Annotated in this window: 25 protein-coding genes and 1 pseudogene; 9 read left to right on the plus strand and 17 right to left on the minus strand. The window is 41.8% G+C overall.

Annotation, left to right across the window (positions count from 1 at the left end; translation table 11 throughout):
• The 17 genes from IPL35_09300 to IPL35_09380 all read right to left on the minus strand — a co-directional run.
• The coding region (locus IPL35_09300) for a hypothetical protein (protein ID MBK8443588.1) at positions 1-181 on the minus strand (181 nt) is incomplete at its 3' end.
• 1,175 nt (positions 182-1,356) lie between these two features.
• Positions 1,357-1,578 (minus strand): hypothetical protein, encoded by a 222-nt coding sequence (locus IPL35_09305; GenBank protein ID MBK8443589.1) that lies wholly within the window; start codon positions 1,576-1,578, stop codon positions 1,357-1,359.
• Positions 1,547-1,876, minus strand: a complete 330-nt coding sequence (locus IPL35_09310) for a hypothetical protein (GenBank protein ID MBK8443590.1) — start codon at positions 1,874-1,876, stop codon at positions 1,547-1,549. The genes IPL35_09305 and IPL35_09310 overlap by 32 nt, the downstream gene beginning before the upstream one ends.
• Positions 1,877-2,007: 131 nt before the next feature.
• Positions 2,008-2,181 carry a hypothetical protein gene (locus IPL35_09315; protein MBK8443591.1) on the minus strand — a complete coding sequence of 58 codons (174 nt, stop codon included), beginning with the start codon at positions 2,179-2,181 and terminating at the stop codon, positions 2,008-2,010.
• A 168-nt stretch (positions 2,182-2,349) separates the two neighbouring features.
• A complete protein-coding gene (locus IPL35_09320) occupies positions 2,350-2,550 on the minus strand; it encodes a hypothetical protein (GenBank protein ID MBK8443592.1) in 201 nt (66 codons plus the stop codon).
• 426 nt (positions 2,551-2,976) lie between these two features.
• Entirely contained in the window at positions 2,977-3,276 is a 300-nt protein-coding gene (locus IPL35_09325) for an amidohydrolase family protein (protein ID MBK8443593.1), read from the minus strand.
• A 176-nt stretch (positions 3,277-3,452) separates the two neighbouring features.
• Positions 3,453-3,674, minus strand: coding sequence for a hypothetical protein (locus tag IPL35_09330; GenBank protein ID MBK8443594.1), 222 nt, complete (start codon positions 3,672-3,674; stop codon positions 3,453-3,455).
• A gap of 33 nt (positions 3,675-3,707) precedes the next feature.
• Complete coding sequence (locus IPL35_09335; protein MBK8443595.1) at positions 3,708-4,274, minus strand: hypothetical protein; 567 nt, start codon at positions 4,272-4,274, stop codon at positions 3,708-3,710.
• Between the two features lie 248 nt (positions 4,275-4,522).
• On the minus strand, positions 4,523-4,813 hold the full coding sequence (locus tag IPL35_09340; GenBank protein ID MBK8443596.1) for a hypothetical protein: 291 nt from the start codon (positions 4,811-4,813) through the stop codon (positions 4,523-4,525).
• Complete coding sequence (locus tag IPL35_09345) at positions 4,750-5,244, minus strand: glycosyltransferase (protein MBK8443597.1); 495 nt, start codon at positions 5,242-5,244, stop codon at positions 4,750-4,752. The genes IPL35_09340 and IPL35_09345 overlap by 64 nt, the downstream gene beginning before the upstream one ends.
• A gap of 31 nt (positions 5,245-5,275) precedes the next feature.
• Positions 5,276-5,635, minus strand: a complete 360-nt coding sequence (locus IPL35_09350; protein MBK8443598.1) for a hypothetical protein — start codon at positions 5,633-5,635, stop codon at positions 5,276-5,278.
• A complete protein-coding gene (locus IPL35_09355) occupies positions 5,610-6,218 on the minus strand; it encodes a hypothetical protein (protein ID MBK8443599.1) in 609 nt (202 codons plus the stop codon). The genes IPL35_09350 and IPL35_09355 overlap by 26 nt, the downstream gene beginning before the upstream one ends.
• 265 nt (positions 6,219-6,483) lie before the next feature.
• Complete coding sequence (locus IPL35_09360) at positions 6,484-6,627, minus strand: hypothetical protein (GenBank protein ID MBK8443600.1); 144 nt, start codon at positions 6,625-6,627, stop codon at positions 6,484-6,486.
• 15 nt (positions 6,628-6,642) lie between these two features.
• The gene (locus IPL35_09365; GenBank protein ID MBK8443601.1) at positions 6,643-6,804 is read right to left on the minus strand and encodes a hypothetical protein; all 162 of its coding nucleotides are present in this window, start codon (positions 6,802-6,804) and stop codon (positions 6,643-6,645) included.
• A 124-nt stretch (positions 6,805-6,928) separates the two neighbouring features.
• Complete coding sequence (locus tag IPL35_09370; protein ID MBK8443602.1) at positions 6,929-7,750, minus strand: hypothetical protein; 822 nt, start codon at positions 7,748-7,750, stop codon at positions 6,929-6,931.
• Positions 7,751-7,801: 51 nt separating this feature from the next.
• Positions 7,802-8,350, minus strand: a complete 549-nt coding sequence (locus IPL35_09375; protein MBK8443603.1) for an RNA polymerase sigma factor — start codon at positions 8,348-8,350, stop codon at positions 7,802-7,804.
• A 112-nt stretch (positions 8,351-8,462) separates the two neighbouring features.
• On the minus strand, positions 8,463-9,422 hold the full coding sequence (locus IPL35_09380; GenBank protein MBK8443604.1) for a transketolase family protein: 960 nt from the start codon (positions 9,420-9,422) through the stop codon (positions 8,463-8,465).
• A gap of 133 nt (positions 9,423-9,555) precedes the next feature.
• Between IPL35_09380 and IPL35_09385 the strand changes: the two genes are divergently transcribed.
• From IPL35_09385 to IPL35_09425, 9 genes and pseudogenes are all read left to right on the plus strand, one after another.
• Positions 9,556-10,938 carry an FAD-dependent monooxygenase gene (locus tag IPL35_09385; GenBank protein MBK8443605.1) on the plus strand — a complete coding sequence of 461 codons (1,383 nt, stop codon included), beginning with the start codon at positions 9,556-9,558 and terminating at the stop codon, positions 10,936-10,938.
• 67 nt (positions 10,939-11,005) lie between these two features.
• The gene (locus IPL35_09390) at positions 11,006-11,314 is read left to right on the plus strand and encodes a hypothetical protein (GenBank protein MBK8443606.1); all 309 of its coding nucleotides are present in this window, start codon (positions 11,006-11,008) and stop codon (positions 11,312-11,314) included.
• A 186-nt stretch (positions 11,315-11,500) separates the two neighbouring features.
• Positions 11,501-12,235: a hypothetical protein gene (locus IPL35_09395; protein ID MBK8443607.1), complete on the plus strand. Its 735-nt coding sequence runs from the start codon at positions 11,501-11,503 to the stop codon at positions 12,233-12,235.
• A 44-nt stretch (positions 12,236-12,279) separates the two neighbouring features.
• Entirely contained in the window at positions 12,280-12,582 is a 303-nt protein-coding gene (locus IPL35_09400) for a hypothetical protein (GenBank protein MBK8443608.1), read from the plus strand.
• A 34-nt stretch (positions 12,583-12,616) separates the two neighbouring features.
• Entirely contained in the window at positions 12,617-13,168 is a 552-nt protein-coding gene (locus IPL35_09405; GenBank protein ID MBK8443609.1) for a hypothetical protein, read from the plus strand.
• A gap of 86 nt (positions 13,169-13,254) precedes the next feature.
• Positions 13,255-13,737, plus strand: coding sequence for a hypothetical protein (locus IPL35_09410; GenBank protein ID MBK8443610.1), 483 nt, complete (start codon positions 13,255-13,257; stop codon positions 13,735-13,737).
• A gap of 76 nt (positions 13,738-13,813) precedes the next feature.
• Positions 13,814-14,645: pseudogene (locus tag IPL35_09415) on the plus strand (IS5 family transposase).
• Between the two features lie 174 nt (positions 14,646-14,819).
• Positions 14,820-16,385, plus strand: a complete 1,566-nt coding sequence (locus IPL35_09420) for an FAD-binding protein (protein MBK8443611.1) — start codon at positions 14,820-14,822, stop codon at positions 16,383-16,385.
• 180 nt (positions 16,386-16,565) lie between these two features.
• Positions 16,566-18,392, plus strand: a complete 1,827-nt coding sequence (locus IPL35_09425; protein ID MBK8443612.1) for a L,D-transpeptidase family protein — start codon at positions 16,566-16,568, stop codon at positions 18,390-18,392.
• Positions 18,393-18,397 lie beyond the last annotated feature (5 nt).

Consider the following 18,397-nt stretch of genomic DNA (forward strand, 5'->3'; position numbering starts at 1 on the left):
TTGCCGAAGCGTGGCGACCCAAATATGATGAGCCTCCACTCCCCAAACCGACAGACTCAACACTAATATCAACACAGAGTATTACCACAAAACGGCGTGTCAAATGAAGATACCACGCATATAAAGCATAAGCAGTATAAAGCGAAAATACATAGTAAAATACCCAAGCAAAGCGTCCCAAGAAGAGCAGGAAATTGTGAGCCCGGCGGCATCGGGTCTAACAAAAATCGAAACCCCAGATAAAAATTATTGCCAGAGAAAATAAAGCGACCAGCGTTGCTGCCGCCAATATGGGGATAAAATTATCGAGCAAAAACCCCAAAGCAGAAGAACGATTTCGTTTCCCAGGCGGGATATAAGATGATATATCGTGAAAACTGCTACAAAAAACCTATGATGCCAACATAAGCTCGCCCTTCCCAATCCACCGAACGTATTTTTATTGCTTTATTGATAAATGCAGCTAAGGGATTAGCATCTGTCGGCAGAAAAATACTTTCCCAATAAGCACGGTATATATAGAAGCCATAAGGGAGCATCGGGACGGTCAGGCGCCTCAGCTATCTGTTGCCCACATCAACAACTGAAATATTAAAAACGGAATGATAAATATCAGTAGAGCGTATAGTAAGTAAGATATTTTTTTGCTCCTGTTCTTTAAAAAAAACAGACATAAATAGGATATGCCTATAAATAGAACTCCTATAAATAAATAATAAGGGTGTATAAAACCAAAAACAGTAATGGTAAGCAGCAATAAAATAAAAGTATTGCCACCTCTTCAGTCATTTGACTGTTCGTTTTTATTAATAAAACCATAACAAAGGAATATAACAAGTATAGGACAGTGCATAATGCCCGACAAGGCCCGAATAATTTGTGGAGAATAAAGCGGTGATGAGTATTGGAAACAACGAGTGCATACCAATGCGGCAATGTATAATAGCGGGCGATATAATAAAGAAGTAGAACGGTCAATCCGATGCTCAGTATCATCAGCCCATTAAAATACCAATCATATAGCCATCTAATGAAAAAGTAAGTTTGAATGAAACGCAACACCCCCGCAATAAAGGGTTGATTATCCGTAAAAATAACATGTTCAAAATGCGGATAATACATACCTTTAAATAAAAACCTTCTCCGTATTTTATATATTAAGCAGGGGTGAAATAATTTTGATGCCATCGCCGCCGTAGCTGAATAAATAGGTATTGGGACTGAATAAAATACCTTTAAAAAATAGCATTTAAATAGAAATGCTGCAAAAATAATAAGAAGGTATTCCAAACGCATAACAACTGGTTTTCTGTACTGAATAAGAACGGTAAGAAGAGTAATGTTTTTCAAAATATTTTAAATTAAAAGATTACAAATTATCTCATCTGCCTCATCTTTTATATCATCGCCAATGGTAATGATGCGGTTCGGCGGGTGTGGGCTTTTTCGGTACTCATATCCTTTTTTGGCTTGCAGCATTTTCTGTATATCAGACAGTTTGCGTTCGGCGGCAATGTCGCGGCGCAGTACTTCGTCTTTTTTAATGTCAAAAAAGCAAATACCGTCCACTAAAGTCATTTCGGCTTTGGCGTATACCACCGATAAGGGAGTGCTCGCTCCACAATACATCGGCATCTTTGCCCTTTTGATCCTGCCCGGTGCGTTGCTCCACATCCACGGCATTTCCGCCGGATTCAGTGTCACGAGGAATTTCCACACACTCCTCTTCCGTTACGCCGCCGTATTTTACAGCTTTTGCAGCCTCAGTATTATTGAGGCGGCGAGCCATTTCGAGGTCATCAGAGTTGGAAGCTACATTGATACCCATATCGTGCAAAATAGCTCCGTTGTGCGGAATGGCTTCGACAACCTCCATTTTATAAGCCCGCAGTCGGCAAAAGAAGAAGCATTCGCTCCGTGTGCTTTCATTTATCAACCACTTTATATCCTTCCAAAATATGCGTAAAAGTGACCAGGTGTAAAATCAAAATGCTCCCCATACTTTCATTAGCATATTAATTTCGCCTGTACATAAGCTATGGCAAGTAATGAAGCGTTTTTCTGTAAAATTTCGCTCAAAGTTTCTAATTCCAAGTCTTTGCGAAGAGAAAGTTGGGTTGTTTTCTGTTTTTGCTCATAAGCGCGGGCGCCGCTGAAATAATCCATAAAAACCTGCTCCACCTTATCCTTGGGTTTGCAGAAAACGCTCCACCTGTCCCCCTCCTTTAGTGCTTTGTTTCACATTTTCGCCCAAAGCAAATTTAATAAAAGGAGCAGCCCTTCAAATTTCATCTGTTCGGGTGCGTAGCTAGCACGCAATTTATCAACGCCGACTGCCCGCCGATAGGGTTAGAAGAGCCATCCAGCAGGATTGTGCCGCCGTTCACCACCCGCCAATTGGCGGTAAATGTTGATAATAAATCCATTAATAACATCACCGATGCGCACTTCGGCAGATAGTGCCTGCGTGCTTTCGTTTACGCCGCGATGTGTGGCAATATGTGAATGTTCGTCAATAATACCTGCCGTAAGGTGCTTGCCCGGTGGCATCTATTATCCCCGTACCGCCCCGGAACTGCCAATTCTTTATCAACAATACCTTTACAAATCCACATCAGTATACTAGCAAATACCTCCATATCATTTGTGCAGACAATTAAGGTTTCACTACCTGAATTAAATAAAAATAGACACAATACAAGAAGCCACCATGAACACATTGGGTTGTCGAAGGCTTTTGGTTGAGTACGCGAGCGACCCTTTTTAGATCAAGGGTTTTATATTACTTAGTCGACTCAAACAATTCGCCCTGAAGATAAGTATTCCACAATCCCCTCCACAAGCGTAATACGAGTCTTTGTGTTATTTTATTGAAACAAAGTTGTATTTCCTGTGCTTGCGGGAAAGGCAATATTTACATCGGTTCGTTAGTATCGTTGGATAAAATATAGGCTTTAGTGGCTGCTTTTTCCGGTATTAGAAGGAATGCACTTCGTCCACACGGCGGTCGTGGTTCATGGTGAGATGATACACGCCGTCTTTATTTGTGTTTTCTTTGTTGCTGATGATGAATCGGTCGCCCTGTATCCAGTTTTCAAGAATTTCTCCTTTGGTAAAAATATCCGTATCGGCGACAAAGAAGTTAGCAATTTTACCTTTTTCCAAAGTGCCTAATTGTTCGCTCATACCCAAAAGCGCGGCGGGTGTGGCGGTGAGTGCCTGTAAAGCAGCTTGCGGCGACAATCCTTTTTGACGGCAAGGCGCAAATTTTTCCAAAATTCCTCTTTATCCTTCAAACCATCGGTGCTGAGCAAAAGTAATTCCCGCAGCTGCCACTTTAGCCCGGATTATAAGGTGCTAATTCCCCGGTGTGTCATTTGTTTAAATTCCACCAAATTAGCATCTAAGGGGCTTCTACATATCATAAGGTTTCGAAAATAAAGGGGGAGGTATCAGACTCGCTCCCGTTGGCTTGATGGCATCCATATTTTGATATCTTTCATTGCCGCCGCCTTTAATAATATAAGGCACTCCAAACTCATCGCCGATTTGTCGGCACGCAAAATATGATACTTGTGGTTGGCATCAAAAATTTGTGGCAACGCCATATTCTGATTAAAATAATCCAAAGAAATATTGGCTTCGCGGTGTGGCACTGCGATACCACTGGGCATCGTAATAGGTTTGGCGCAAAAGTGCAATAGCTCCTAACAGCGATGAAGGGTAATTTTGCGAAGAAGTACCTTTGCTGAATGAATAAAAAGCGGCGGCTCGCTCGCGCAAGATGTTGAAATTTTCCCTGGTATCGTTAGGGGCGTTACCAATACACCCGTACCGCGCACAACGCCATCTTGCAAATGAGACAATACCGCACCAAATCCCGTTTTTCGCCATTGTTCGGCGGCTTTGGGGTCATTTTTAAACAACAAATACGCCTGTGTTTCGGGGTGAATGGTTTCGTTCCAATGATAAGCTCCGGCTTTTTTAGACAAAAACTGCGGCTTAAAACTATCATCATCATCTTCGTATTCGGGTTGCTCTCCTTTGGGTTGCACCACTCCATAATTACCTATCAGTTCAATAAAAGAAGGATAAATAATTTTTCCGGTGCAGTTTATTTCTACATAACCTTTCGGCACTGTGCCGTCAATCGCAATACTTTCTACTTTTCCGTTTTTTACCAATAAAGTTGCATTGTTCAATATTTGAGCAGTGAGGTAAATTTTGTCGTTGAGCGCAAAGCGCTGTTGTATATCGGGTATCTTGTACGCCATTATAAGGAAAAGTAGTGCCGTCACCCGACTGCTGCGCACGAACACTCATATTTAGCAATATGATTATCAAGCAATAACGAAACCAAGAAAAAAACTGCATATTTAAAAAAAGGATATTGTTTTTTGCCGTGAAACAAAGAAAGTTGAAATAAAAACAAAGGTAATTTTTTTTGCAATTTCACTGCAAAGAAAGGAAGCAAAGTATTGTTTTTACATAATGATTTCATTTTTCAATAAAAAATTGCCACTTATCCCCAAGTGCCTCGTTGCAAAGCACCGATAATAATTTGGATATGTTGATAAAGTGTGGGAAAAACTCCAAAATGCGTTTGCAGTACGCGCCAGCGTTCCGTCCATGAGCGAAAACGGTTTTTTGTAGAAAAGCCACCTTCTAAATAATAGCACATATAATCGGGCAGTTCGTAAATGCTTTGTACTTTTTTTAAGGTATTGATGCACCAATCCAAATCGGCACTCACCCGCAAGTCGCTCCGAAAATCGGTGGCAAAGTACGCCGCACCAACATCGCCTGATGACATAGCACCATACCGTTGATAAAACTGCGCCACGATAATTCGTGTGCCGGCGGCGGCGTTTTATACCAAGGGCGCACTGTACCGTCGGGGCGGCGCATTAAAGTTTTCCCATAAATAAAATCAGCACCTGCGCCGCCACTCAAAGCACGTTCCAATGTGTTCGGCGCATAAAAAGTATCGCCTGCATTCAAAAAACACACATAGTGACCGGTGGCGAGCCGCAAACCTTTATTCATCGCATCATAAATACCTCTATCCGCCTCCGAAATCAATACATCAGCAGTAGTTTTTGCCATAGAAACAGTATCATCGGCAGAAGCACCGTCTATTATCAAATGCTCCACACGCCCGCGCCACGTCTGCTCGGATACACTGTGCAATGTGGGCAACAGCACCGCTTGGGCGTTGTAGGTGGGCGTAATGATGGAAAGCAAGGGCTGCATGCACTCAAAAAAGCAAAAAATATCAAGATGAAGGTAAAGCACGCGGCAATAAACGCCAGTTGGGGCTTATCCATTGCCCACGCTGATAAGCGCGATACAAAAAATAAATGCCTGCCGAAGTACATAAAATAAGGGCAAAGATGCTACATTCAGGACCAAAACTCCCCCCTGTAATCCACTCGTTGCCCGACACCTGCGGCACTATCCAACCTTCCAAATCATTGCCCGATACTGCCAAACCAAATACAGCAGACTGCACATAGTTCCATGCAAAATGCAAACCCTGGCGACAGCCACACACGCCGTGTGAACATATATAAGTAGCTGCGAGCAAAATACCCGCTTCCACGCTATCGCTATAGAACTGTAGAAAGCGTAGCATTGTCGTTTGCGGGCAGAAAGCCAAACAACAGTGCCGAAAATATAATTGCCGCCGTACTGCCGCCCCATTCTTCAAAAATTTTAAAAGCAATAACGCGCAGTATCATCTCTTCGGCAAAGGCTGCAACCCAGAAAAACGAGCAAGCAGACCATAAAATAGTGGGGCTGTTGAAGCCCAACACGCGATAAGTTCCGAGAATATACATCAGCCCTACCACTGCACACATAATTCCCGCGCCCCACAGCATACCCCAAACTGCTTCGCCAAGGGCATTGCGTGCGCTGACCTCCAATGCCGGACGCTGCTCAATATAACGGGTATAGAGCCGATACATTCCTATCATTGCCAAAAATGATAAAACCGATATAATCGCTTCTACTATATCTTCGCCTTTGAAATTAAAATTGTCAGGAATGAAGCGTGCGCCGAGCCATTGAATGGCAGCTAAAGGCAAAAACACCCAAATAACAGCTACTAAAATGCGTATCAAAGGAAAATTGAGGATTTTCTCACCCAAGCTTTGGGGATTTCGCTGCGAAAAAAGTTCGTAGCTCTGATTGTACTCAGGAAAGAGCATCTTCATATACAAATTCGGAAAAAATATAGCAATAAAAATATAGCGTGCAAAGTAGAAAATTTTGCTACAAAAAACAAATATCCCCCGATACTGCAAAACAAAAATCCCTTCACATCGTGCAGCGAGTGCTGAATATGTGAAGGGATTAAAGATAAATATGGTACTGTGGCAAAAAAATGCCGCTTGCAGACTACTTAGTTGCCGCCTTTGCGTTGGGTGGCGGTTTCGATGAGTTTATCACGGAACTTCTTCTCTGCCTGATACATCAAATCTATTTTGTTGGCAGGTAAAACGGTACGAAACTTTTGTCGTATTCTTTGCTCAATTCCAACTCCGACTCCTGCATTTGAATAGGGTTTTGAGATGGATTGCGGCGTATGGCTTCTTTTTTATCTTGATATTCAAAATAAAGCATTAAAATTTTTCGGCTTCAGATGACGACAAGCCCATTTCCTGAGTAGAAAAAGCCCACTTTTACGGCGTTTACTTCTTCTTTATCGCTCTGCGCCTGAAACGGACTGATGGCGAAAAATCCCAGCATCATCACCACTAAAAACCACGCACTCATGTATTTTTTAATAAAAGTTTTCATATTTCAAAAGCTGTATTTATTTCGCTTATTTTATTGGATACCTTTGTTTGACAAAAAGTATTTTTTTAGGTTTAAAAACTGATTAAAAATAACGTAAAAAAGTATGTATCAAATTTACAATGATTTAGCAAAAATTTTCCAAGTCATCGGCTTCATAGAAACTAAAAACATTCAAGTTGCTTTGTTGTGCCAGTTGCGGCAAATCTTCTTCGGTGAGGTTGGTTTGCAACAAATAGTTAAATTGTTCATCATTCAGCTCTGCCAAAGCTGCATCTACATTGAAAGCGGACACAGCAGCGGGCTGTATCATATTCTGACGCAAAAAATAGCCGCTTACCAAAAACACCAACAAAACGGCTGCCACTGCCATTGCCGACCGCCAGCCTTGCAAGCGGCGTACCGGAGCAGCCTGTGGCATACTAATTACTTTAGCGGCTTGCTGCTCCTTTGGCAATTTTTCCAAAATTTGTTGGGGCAACTGCTGAAAATAACCGGAAGGTACACCGAAAGCATTTTCTTTGCACACCTGCGGCAATTCCACATCTTCGGCATCGGCGAGTGCGGCGGCTTTGGCAAGTACCATCTGGGGCAAAGATTCAAAATAGCCTTGCGGCACTTTTAAAGCAGAAGCGGCGGCGGTATATTGTTGCAAATGCCGTACTGTTTGCTCGCTTTCTTTTTCTGTTTGTTGGGCTTTTTGCAATACCTGTTGTGCCAAATTATCAAAATAAAGGGGCGGCACTTGAAAGTTTTTTGCACTGCGCAAAGCCGGTATTATTTCGCTGCTGTTGTCGGCTTGCTGCTGCTGTACAATATTGGCACAGGCAGCAATATTATCCGAAAAATAAGAGGCAGGTACATGAAAATTATTGCTGCGTTGCAAACGCATCAATGTCACGGCATTTTCTTGTTCAAGTTCGTGTAATATGTTATTCCATTCGTGCATAATCTACTTTGAAAAAATACTATAAGCAAGATGCCCGAGCGGGCAAATAGTTTAATCGTTGAGGATATATTTTTCTATTTTTTTGACAGCATGATGAAATGATGCTTTGAGTGCGCCTACCGAAGTGCCGAGTATCTCCGACATATCTTCGTATTTCATTTCATCATAATATCGCATCAAAAATACCTGCCGTTGTTTGTCGGGCAAGGCGGCAATGGCTTTTTGTAGTTTTATTTGTACATCATCGCCTTCAAAGTATGGGTCGGCTTTGAGTTGTACCGAAAGGTCGTGCTCTTCGCCCTCCATAGAAATGGTGGATTTGTTGTTGCGTTTTTGCAAAAAAGTGAGTGTTTCGTTGGTAGCCACGCGATACAGCCAAGTATAAAGTTTGGAATCCTTCCGAAAATTTTCCAAATTCAACCATACTTTTATAAATACATTTTGCAATACATCATCGGCATCGTCGTGGTTGAGTACCATTCGGCGAATATGCCAATAGAGTTTTTCCTGATATTTTTGCACCAATTCCGTAAATGCTTTTTCTTTGGTGGCAGGCTGCGCAAAACGTTGTAATATTTCCTCGTCTGAATATTGCGACATGGGCAAATGCTGATTGCTGTAAAAAAATTAAAAATATAAAGATATGAATATCATTAGAAATCAATAATAAAACGCTGTTTTAGTTTTTATTTTAATACATCAATATTTATATTTATTTCACTTTGCGGCGTTTCATTACTTTTTCGGCGGCGGCGGCAATGTTTTCGGCAGTAAGTCCGTATTTTTGGAGCAGTTCGTCGGGAGTGCCGCTTTCGCCAAAACTGTCGTTTACGGCTACCATCTCCATCGGTGCGGGTGCTTCCAATGCCAGCAACTGTGCGATACTGTCGCCCAAACCGCCATTGCGCTGGTGCTCTTCGGCACTGACGATGCAGCCGGTTTTTTTGAGGGTTTTGAGTATGGCGGTATTGTCCAAAGGCTTAATTGTGTGCATATTGATTACTTCGGCACGGATATTTTTGGCTGCCAGTATTTCGGCGGCTTGCAGGCTATACCACACGAGGTGTCCGCAGGCAATGATGCTCACATCGCTGCCCTCTTGCAATACCTGAGCTTTGCCAATCGTAAAATCCTGATCTTCGGTGGTAAAAATGGGCATCACCGGACGACCAAAGCGCAAATAGCAGGGACCTTTCCATTTGGCAACTGCTTTGGTGGCTACTTTGGTTTGCATATAATCGCAAGGCACTACCACTGTCATGTTGGGCAGGGCTTTCATCAGCGCAATATCCTCCAAAATTTGGTGAGTAGCACCGTCTTCGCCCAGCGTAAGCCCTGCGTGCGAAGCACATATTTTTACGTTTTTGTCGGAGTAGGCGATGCTTTGGCGAATTTGGTCATATACCCGACCGGTGGAAAAATTGGCAAAAGTGCCGGTAAAAGGAATTTTTCCGCCGATAGTGAGGCCAGCGGCGATGCTCATCATATTAGCTTCGGCAATACCGCACTGAAAAAATCTTTCCGGAAAATCTGCAATAAATTTATTCATTTTCAAAGAGCCTACCAAGTCGGCGCAAAGTGCCACTATATTTGGATTTTCTTTTCCCAATTCATAAAGTCCGTCACCAAAACCACTGCGCGTATCGGCTTTGCCATAGATAGTATATGCCATATTAATATTTATATTTTTAAAAATCTTGTAATAAAATTTGGGCGTAAAATCAGATAAAATGAAACCAAAACAATGATTAACTTTGCAAATATAGCGATGTATCTCTTTTAACATTTAATTTTTATTATAGAATATGGAAAAAATAGCAATAGCAGGAGCCGGATTAGTAGGTTCTTTATTGTCTTTATATTTGGCAAAAGCCGGTTTTGAGGTGGACGTATATGAACGCCGCCCCGACAATCGCGGAGAAACGCAGGAGCGCGGACGCTCTATCAATTTGGCAATGAGCCAGCGCGGGTGGCTGGCACTGCAACAAATCGGTGCAGAAGATCATTTTGCACCTTTGGCAATACCGATGTACGGCAGAATGATACACTACGAAAATGGCGAAACGGCGTTTCAGGCCTATGGGCAGGAAAGCGATGCCATCTACTCCATTTCAAGGGCGGCACTCAACCGCGAACTCGCCATTTTAGCCAGTCGCCACCCAAATGTGCGCTATCATTTTGATTCCCGCCTTTCGCACGTTGATTTAAAAAACAATATTTTTACCATAGAAAACACCCAAACGAAACAAACTCTGCAAACACAGGCCGATGTTTCTTTTGCTGCCGATGGTGCTTTTTCGGCGGCGCGTTTGGAAATGATGTTTCAAAAAAGATTTGATTATACACAGGATTATTTAGACCACGGCTACAAAGAATTACACATACCGCCTGCTGCTGATGGTTCGTGGCTATTGAAAAAAAATGCTCTGCATATTTGGCCTCGCCGCACTTTTATGCTCATCGCGCTGCCCAATACTGACGGCAGTTTTACTTGCACGCTTTTTTTAGCTTTTGACGGCGAAGATTCATTTGCCAACTTGCAAACCGAAGCACAAGTACAAGAATTTTTTAAAACTGAATTTCCTGATGCCACTGCGCTGATGCCTACGCTGCTGCACGACTTTTTCCATAATCCTACGGAGGCGTTGCTTACCGTGCGCTGCTATCCCTGGGTGCACGGCAATGTAGCTCTTATCGGCGATGCGGCGCACGCTATTGTACCTTTTTACGGGCAAGGTATGAACGCCGGATTTGAAGATGTACGCATTCTAAACGATCTCATTGAGCAGCATCGCAGCCCTACCCACACCGACTGGCAGCGCATCTTGCAACAATACCAACAACTCCGCAAACCCGACGGCGATGCTATCGGCGAGTTGGCATTGCGCAATTTTGTAGAAATGCGCGACACCGTTGCCAACCCACGTTTTCAATTGCGCAAAAAAATAGAAAAATATCTGCACAGCCACTTTCCTGAACGTTTTACGCCGGCTTATTCTTTGGTTTCTTTTAGCCCGCAAGTGCGCTATTCGGAGGCATTGCGCCGCACCGATATTCAAAACCGACTTTTTGATAAGTGGCTGGATAATCCCAAGTTCGAAACCGACTTCGGGAATGGCAATATTGCCGACCTCGTGTTGCAAGCCTTTATTGAAGAATACGAAAGTGCCGTAGCAGAAAAAGGATAAGCAGCAACATTGAGGCTATATTTTTCTTTATTCAATTTATTTCTAACACAATAACAATCATTTTATTATGGACAAAAGAATTCTTATCGGATTGGTTTTGGGCTTATTGGCAGGTTTGGTTCAATACTTTTTGTTTCCCAATGCCACCTCACTTAATATCATTGTAAATGCAGTATTGGGTCTTATTATTGGATTTTCACATACCAGCAAGTTACCATTAAAGCATTTTGTGGTTGCACCGCTTATAGGTTTGATTTTATATGCTGTATTAGCCATACAAAACAATACTGCTTGGTTAGATGAGCTGGCAACAGGTGCAATTTTCGGTTTATTAATAACTTATTTAGTATCATTATTAGGTAAAAAGATGGGGTAAATAAGAAACATTACAGCCATAAAAATATTTTTAACATTAAAATATGATAATCAAAGCATTATGTTTTATAATAATTATACATATATAAATAATAAATAATTATAATTAAACTAATTGCATAATACGAAGTCTAAATAACTGCTTTATTGTATTTTTTTAATCACAATTAAAAATAAATGATAGAATATGCCTGAAGAAAAAAAACGCAAAGGACTGTTTGAGGTACTCGGCGATATGGTAGAAAATATCCAAGACAAAGTGGAGGATATAACCCAAAGCGAGCAAACTGAAAATAAAAATACCGAAACCCCAAAGCGAAAAGGTATCTTTGACATCTTCGGCAGTTCGGAAGAAAAGGAAGCACCTGTAGCTGAAAACAATAAAACAGACGAAACTCCACCTAAACGGAAAGGGTTATTTGATGTATTCAGAAAAAAACAAGATGATGATACAGATGAGGAAGTAGATGAAAACAATAAGAAAGGCGAAGGCGGTCCAATGCGCCGTCGTGCCGAACAAAAACGGAATCAAGAAGCAGAGGAGGCGGATAATTCAACTTCAACTACAGATGATGATGACGATAACAAAAGAAGAGGCGGCGATTTTATTCCACCCGGACACCGCAAACAGCAGGAACGCCACGAAAGGCGTATGTCTGAAATTGAAGATAGATTTGAAGAGCGCAAGAGACAAATAGAAGAACGTTATCAGGAGCGTATGGCGCAAATTGAAGACAAACGCCGCGAAAAATCACATAAACATCACGACAAAGAATGGGAAAAAGATAAAGATGACGAAGAGTTTGAAAGAGAAAAAGACGAAAAACTCAAAGAACGCCTGAAAGATTTGGCGGAAATGGAAAAGGAAATTCAAGAGAAAAAAAGAAAAATTCAAGAAGAATTAGATAGAGATGATGCCTAAAAACCTCATTAATATTATTCATTAACCAAAACAAAAATTAAGTTATGGACAAAAGAATTCTTATCGGCTTAGTGTCGGGTTTGATTTTAGGAGCTATTGAAATGTTTGCTTTCAACGGCGGCACTTCTTTGTTAATTATTCCTGCCTTATTGGGCGGGCTTATCGGGTTTTTATTTACTACCTCTATTCCGCTCAATCGCTATGTACTGGGAGCTATTGCGGGAGCGGTTTTTTTTATTGCTATTGCTGCTCAATCAGGGCTCTGGTTAGATGATATTGTAACAGGTGCTATTACAGGGCTGCTGATTACGTTTATCACCGGACTTGTAGGCAGCAAACTCAAATAAAACACACATGTTACAAAAACAACAAAAACACAGGTTGCTGTTATCAATAATAGTTGCCTGCTGTTTTTTAATCGCTTGGGCAGCCTGCAAAAGCGGCGGCGATAATGCCGCTACCAAAACTGATAGCACTTCTACCGCCGCCGTCACTGCACCACCGAATAATCCGGCAACACCTTCGGCAAATTTAAGCAATTTGTTTAGCCCCAACGAGGGTGTATTGCGTGGTATAGATTTTAGAGACAATAGAGAACAAATTTCTCAAAAGGAAAATGAAGACAATGCCACCAAATCTACCGCTAATAGCTTGCTCTATTCTGTAGATTTGGCTAATACTGATTTTTCCGACATTCGCTACGAATTTGATGCAACAAAAAACCTCAAAAAAATAGAAGTGGATATTTTTTGTAAATCATCTTCGGCAGCAAAAGATTACCATAAAGCATTGACAGATTTTTTTGATAAAAAATACAAAAAACGCTCTCAGCTTTGGGAAGGTAGCGAAGCCGGAACAACTTATACCATCTATTCCAAATTGATAAATGATAGCGGATCTTCAGGTGTTTATATTGTTTGGGAAAAGATTTAACGTTTTTATTTTAAACCTTTTTCTTCATTGTGCTATCCAAAGCAATCAGATGTTTATCTAATTTTTAACATTCTATTTTTAAAAAAATGAAAAAAACTATTGCTTTATTCTTATTCATACTTTTAACAAGTATAAATACTTACGCACAATCTGATGCCGTAAAACAAGCACAAGTTGAGCGTGAAAAAGCAAAGCGAGAAGCTGAAGCTGAACGTGAAAAATCTAAAAAAGAAGCAGAGAAAGAACGAGATAAAGCAAAAAAAGAAGCCGAAGCTGAACGCGAAGCCGACAAAGAAAGAGCCGAAGCCGAACGCGAAGCTGACAAAGAAAGAACTGAAGCCGAACGCGAAGCCGACAAAGAAAGAGCCGAAGCCAAACGCGAAGCTGACAAAGAAAGAACTAAAGCCGAACGCGAAGCCGACAAAGAAAGGAGAGAAGTTGAAAAAGAAGAACGAGAAAAAGAAAAGGAGAAGGACAAAGAAGATAAAGGAGGAAAAGATAAACAAGACAAAGGAGGAAAGGGAAAAATACCAACGCAAAGAGGTAATAGCGGAAAAAATCTAAAATAAAAAACCTCGCACTCATCTTATAATAGACCTCTTTCATAATAGGACAAAAAGAGAATAAAATTGTAACTTATATTGGATAAGATGGACAGAAATAAGACATAAAAAGCCGAAGGTATTTAAACGGCTGGTAGGAGTAAACTGCGATTTGTTTCGGGAGATGGTTTCGGTGGTAAAAACACCCAAAACAGTATCTACTCATAAGATTACAGGAGGTAGAAGGGGTCGGAAACCCAAGTTATGCTGTGAGGATGAGGTGCTTATGTTGCTGAGTATTACAGGGAGTACCGAATATTCCTGCACATTTCAGCGGATTATGGAATAAGCGAAGCACAATGCTGGCGGATAATAACAAAGATAGAAAAGGTTTTGCTGCAAGACAAGCGGTTTCATTTACCGGGCAAAAAGCGTTTGCTGGAGGATAATAATTTTGAGGTAATTTTGGTTGATGTTTCGGATAGTCCGATAGAGCGTCCCAAAAAAACAGCGCAAATATTATTCAGGGAAAAAGAAGCGACATACACTGAAGAGTCAGGTTGTGGTAGAAAAAGAGTAAAAGATTATCTGTGTAGCGAGTTGTGGGGGAAGAAAACACGACTACAAGCTATTTAAAGAGAGCAAAACGCGGTTTTTACCCGAAAACCAAGTAGAGGTAGATACCGGTTATCAAGGTTTGCAAAAGACCCATAAGCATACCAAAATATCCAAAAAGAGAAGTAAGAAGCACGCACGCACTAACGAAGACCGATAAATTGATGAATAGAGCCATTTCTGCCAGTAGAGTCCAAGTAGAAAATGTGATAAGGACTATGAAAATATTCAGAATCTTAGCTGAAAAATACCGATGCAGGAGAAAGAGGTTCTTCTTAAGACTAAATTTAATTGCAGCTATTTGTAACTACCTATTATGAAAGAGATCTATTATAAAAAATATTCATTTTGAGGCAATTTAATATTTGAAAAATCATAGCTTCATCTCCTGATTTTATTTCTGAAAATATACTTGCAACACCTTCTGTCTTTAATAGACAGAAGGTGTTGCGGTATAATAAACAATGTTTGGGCTAAAATTTTATCTTTGTGCTATGCCCCAAAATTTTGAAATTTCTGTTTTGCCCGATGTTGCTGCCAACACAGATCTCTTGCGCCCTGCCCTCGCCCGCAAGTATGCCCTTGCTGCCGACCATATCGCCTATATTCAAATACAACGCCGTTCTATTGATGCCCGCCAAAATCCGGTGAAAGTATTGCTGCGCGGTATTATTTATTTTTTGGGCGAAAATGTACTCCCTCCCGAAAATGCACTTACTTTTCAGTTTGACCATTCTGTGGCAAATGTGCCACATACCTGTGTGGTAATTGGGGCAGGTCCTGCCGGATTGTTCGCCGCACTTCGCCTGATAGAATTGGGCATAAGACCTCTTGTGCTGGAAAGAGGGAAAAATGTACGCGACCGCCGCCGCGATTTGGCACTGCTCAACCGCGAGCATATAGTCAATAGCAACAGCAACTACTGCTTTGGCGAAGGCGGTGCAGGTACTTATTCCGATGGAAAACTCTACACACGCTCCGACAAACGCGGCAATATTCGCCGTGTACTCGAAATTTTGGTACTCCACGGTGCTAAACCCGATATTTTGATAGATGCCCACCCGCATATCGGCACCAATAAATTGCCGCAGGTGATTACCGCCATTCGAGAGCGCATAGAAGCTGCCGGCGGAGCGGTGCTTTTTCATCAAAAAGTGACGGATTTTGACGTGCAGTCGGGTGCTCTGCAAGCCGTTATTACCGAAAGCGGCGAGCGTTTTGAAGCGCGTGCCGCCATTCTTGCCACCGGACATTCGGCACGCGATATTTTTTATTTGCTGCATCAGAAAAAAATACAAATCATTGCCAAACCCTTCGCTTTGGGCGTGCGCATTGAGCACCCCCAAACCTTAATAGACCATATTCAATATCATACTCCAAAACGCAATGAACATTTGCCGCCTGCTTCGTATAGTTTGGTGCAGCAGGCTGCCGAGCGTGGTGTTTATTCTTTTTGTATGTGCCCGGGTGGCATTATTGCGCCTTGCGCCACACAACCAGAAGAAATCGTAACCAACGGCTGGTCGCCTTCGCGGCGCAATAATCCTTTTGCCAATTCGGGTTTGGTGGTGGAGATTCGCTTGGAGGACATGAAAGATTTTGAACAACAAGGGGCTTTGCAGGCACTTGCTTATCAGCAGGCAGTTGAACAGGCAGCGTGGCGAGCCGGCGGACGGCGGCAAAGTGCACCGGCGCAGCGCGTAACCGATTTTTTACAAAAACGTGTATCGCCCGACTTACCCGAGTGTTCTTATCAGCCGGGTATTGTAAGTGCCGATTTAGATGCAGTGTTACCTGCTGCCGTCGGTGGTCGCTTGCGCGAAGCTTTGCATTTTTTTGGTAAAAAAATGAAAGGCTACCTCACCCGCGAAGCTGTATTGGTGGGCGTAGAAAGCCGCACTTCTTCGCCGGTGCGTATTCCGCGCGATACTGTTTCTTTGCAGCACCCGCAGGTGCAGGGGCTGTTTCCTTGCGGAGAAGGGGCAGGCTATGCCGGTGGCATTATATCGGCGGCTATTGATGGCGAGCGTTGCGCAGAGGCAGTGGCGCGTATGCTTTAAAAACCACCTGTGTGGTAAGTAAGTATATTTAAAGCAAAATATATAGAAAATAGTTGTGTAGTGCCGATGAAATTAAAATAAAATCTGCACAATAAGTGACTTTTAAATAATGCTTTCGTTATTAAAGTTATATATTTAATTATCAATTTTTGTCGTTTTTATTTTTATATTTTTTAGTGCATGAAAAAAGGATTAATATTTTGGGTGTGGATAAGTGCTTTTTTGTATCATAATGCAGGGGCACAAAATGCCGTTGTTGATGGGTTGATTTGTGATTTTTTGTTTTTGGAAGAAATAGATTACAGCGAACCGCAGTACTCCCAACTGAATATAGCACTACAAGGCGAAAACACTTTGGCATTACACGATGTGGCGTTATTTTATAATTTATACGGCTGCCGTACTGCTTGGCTCAAAGGTAATTCGCTGAATGTTGCTGCTCAAAATTTAATTTCCATATTGAAAAATGCCGATACCGAAGGCTTAAATTCTGAAAATTATCACTTCGCCAAATTGAGCAGTGCCGCCCAAAACATCAAAAATTTGCCCCCACAGCAATTATTGGAGTATGAGTTGCTCTTTGCCGATGCTGCTTTGGCGTATGCAAAACATTTGCGCTTTGGCAAAGTCAATCCTTATTCTTTGAATTTCATGTATGAAGTGACACGCGATGATTTTGATATACCCGCTGCCCTGAATGCTGTTTTGAGCAATCAGGAGTCTTTGGTTGTTTTTTTTGAAAATTTAGTGCCGCAATATCGCCAATATCAGCTTTTAAAACAAAATCTTGCCCACTATCGTCAGCGCACTGCTGCCGCTGCTCCTCCGATACAGGTGACTTTACCCCCTAACCAAAAAGCGATTAAACCCGCCGAGCGCAGCGAATCTGTGACTTTGTTGCGCCGCCGACTCCAACAAATATATCCCGACCTGCCCACAAACTACAGCAATAGCGGTGTTTTTGATACTACTTATTTATATACCGACACACTTACTTTATTGCAAATAAAAGCAGGAAAACATATAATCCCCGCTCCCGATTTGAGCGATGCCGTTTTGGATAGTTTTTATGTAACCCCGCAAAACTCAACAACTGCTGCTGCCAACAACAACTTTGACGAACAATTATTTGATGTGCAGTTATTGGAATATGTGAAAAAATTTCAATATTCCTGTAATTTAGATGCAGATGGTGTGGTCGGTACAAAAACTTTAGCCTTCCTCAATCGTAGCGATGCCGATAAAATCAAAGAAATACAATTGGCTATGGAGGCATGGCGGTGGTTGCCGCGCAATGTTGAAGGCACACATATTCTGGTCAATATTGCCGCCTCTTTGCTCACCGTGTATGAAGGCACGGAAAGCGTAATTGCTAAAAGGGTGGCAGTCGGCAAACCTTCGCACAAAACTCCCGTTTTCAGCGATTTAATGACCTATTTTGAAGTTAATCCTTATTGGTCAGTGCCATATAGCATTGCAACCAACGAAATATTACCCATTTTGCGCCGCAATGCGGGTTATTTGGCAGCCAATAATATGAAATTGTACAATACTGCCGGAAATGTCGTAAGTCCTTATGCCGTTAATTGGGGGAGTGTTTCTGCCAAAAATTTCCCTTATGCCATCAAGCAAATGCCCGGTGCCGACAATGCTTTGGGCTATATTAAATATATGTTTCCTAACGAATACAATATTTATATACACGATACTCCTTCTCGGCATTTGTTTAAAAACAGCAATCGCGCCGTCAGTCACGGCTGCGTGCGCTTGGAGAATCCTTTAGAATTGGCACAGTACATCATGCAACAAGACCTATCCTGGACACCTACCGAACTGACCAAAGTAATAGATGAAGGCAAAAACAAAATTATTAATTTGCCCAAGCCCATTCCGGTGGATTTGGTGTATATTACCGTATGGGTAGATGAAAATGATAATGCTGTCTTTTATGAGGATATTTATGAACGCAACTCAATGGTGCGGCAGGCTTTTTTTAATAAACGTTGAGGTTT

Source organism: Sphingobacteriales bacterium (assembly GCA_016711285.1).
GTDB lineage: Bacteria > Bacteroidota > Bacteroidia > Chitinophagales > UBA2359 > JADJTG01.

Excerpts from the sequence above, each read along its gene's own strand:
- IPL35_09380 (MBK8443604.1), bottom strand. The coding sequence starts at position 9,422 with ATGGCATATACTATCTATGGCAAAGCCGATACGCGCAGTGGTTTTGGT.
- IPL35_09365 (MBK8443601.1), bottom strand. The coding sequence starts at position 6,804 with ATGAAAACTTTTATTAAAAAATACATGAGTGCGTGGTTTTTAGTGGTG.
- IPL35_09420 (MBK8443611.1), top strand. The coding sequence starts at position 14,820 with ATGCCCCAAAATTTTGAAATTTCTGTTTTGCCCGATGTTGCTGCCAAC.
- IPL35_09310 (MBK8443590.1), bottom strand. The coding sequence starts at position 1,876 with ATGGAGGTTGTCGAAGCCATTCCGCACAACGGAGCTATTTTGCACGAT.
- IPL35_09410 (MBK8443610.1), top strand. The coding sequence starts at position 13,255 with ATGAAAAAAACTATTGCTTTATTCTTATTCATACTTTTAACAAGTATA.
- IPL35_09320 (MBK8443592.1), bottom strand. The coding sequence starts at position 2,550 with ATGCCACCGGGCAAGCACCTTACGGCAGGTATTATTGACGAACATTCA.
- IPL35_09355 (MBK8443599.1), bottom strand. The coding sequence starts at position 6,218 with ATGAAGATGCTCTTTCCTGAGTACAATCAGAGCTACGAACTTTTTTCG.
- IPL35_09330 (MBK8443594.1), bottom strand. The coding sequence starts at position 3,674 with ATGCCCAGTGGTATCGCAGTGCCACACCGCGAAGCCAATATTTCTTTG.
- IPL35_09425 (MBK8443612.1), top strand. The coding sequence starts at position 16,566 with ATGAAAAAAGGATTAATATTTTGGGTGTGGATAAGTGCTTTTTTGTAT.
- IPL35_09370 (MBK8443602.1), bottom strand. The coding sequence starts at position 7,750 with ATGCACGAATGGAATAACATATTACACGAACTTGAACAAGAAAATGCC.
- IPL35_09335 (MBK8443595.1), bottom strand. The coding sequence starts at position 4,274 with ATGGCGTACAAGATACCCGATATACAACAGCGCTTTGCGCTCAACGAC.
- IPL35_09340 (MBK8443596.1), bottom strand. The coding sequence starts at position 4,813 with ATGTCATCAGGCGATGTTGGTGCGGCGTACTTTGCCACCGATTTTCGG.
- IPL35_09360 (MBK8443600.1), bottom strand. The coding sequence starts at position 6,627 with ATGCTTTATTTTGAATATCAAGATAAAAAAGAAGCCATACGCCGCAAT.
- IPL35_09350 (MBK8443598.1), bottom strand. The coding sequence starts at position 5,635 with ATGCTACGCTTTCTACAGTTCTATAGCGATAGCGTGGAAGCGGGTATT.
- IPL35_09400 (MBK8443608.1), top strand. The coding sequence starts at position 12,280 with ATGGACAAAAGAATTCTTATCGGCTTAGTGTCGGGTTTGATTTTAGGA.
- IPL35_09385 (MBK8443605.1), top strand. The coding sequence starts at position 9,556 with ATGGAAAAAATAGCAATAGCAGGAGCCGGATTAGTAGGTTCTTTATTG.
- IPL35_09375 (MBK8443603.1), bottom strand. The coding sequence starts at position 8,350 with ATGTCGCAATATTCAGACGAGGAAATATTACAACGTTTTGCGCAGCCT.
- IPL35_09395 (MBK8443607.1), top strand. The coding sequence starts at position 11,501 with ATGCCTGAAGAAAAAAAACGCAAAGGACTGTTTGAGGTACTCGGCGAT.
- IPL35_09390 (MBK8443606.1), top strand. The coding sequence starts at position 11,006 with ATGGACAAAAGAATTCTTATCGGATTGGTTTTGGGCTTATTGGCAGGT.
- IPL35_09305 (MBK8443589.1), bottom strand. The coding sequence starts at position 1,578 with ATGACTTTAGTGGACGGTATTTGCTTTTTTGACATTAAAAAAGACGAA.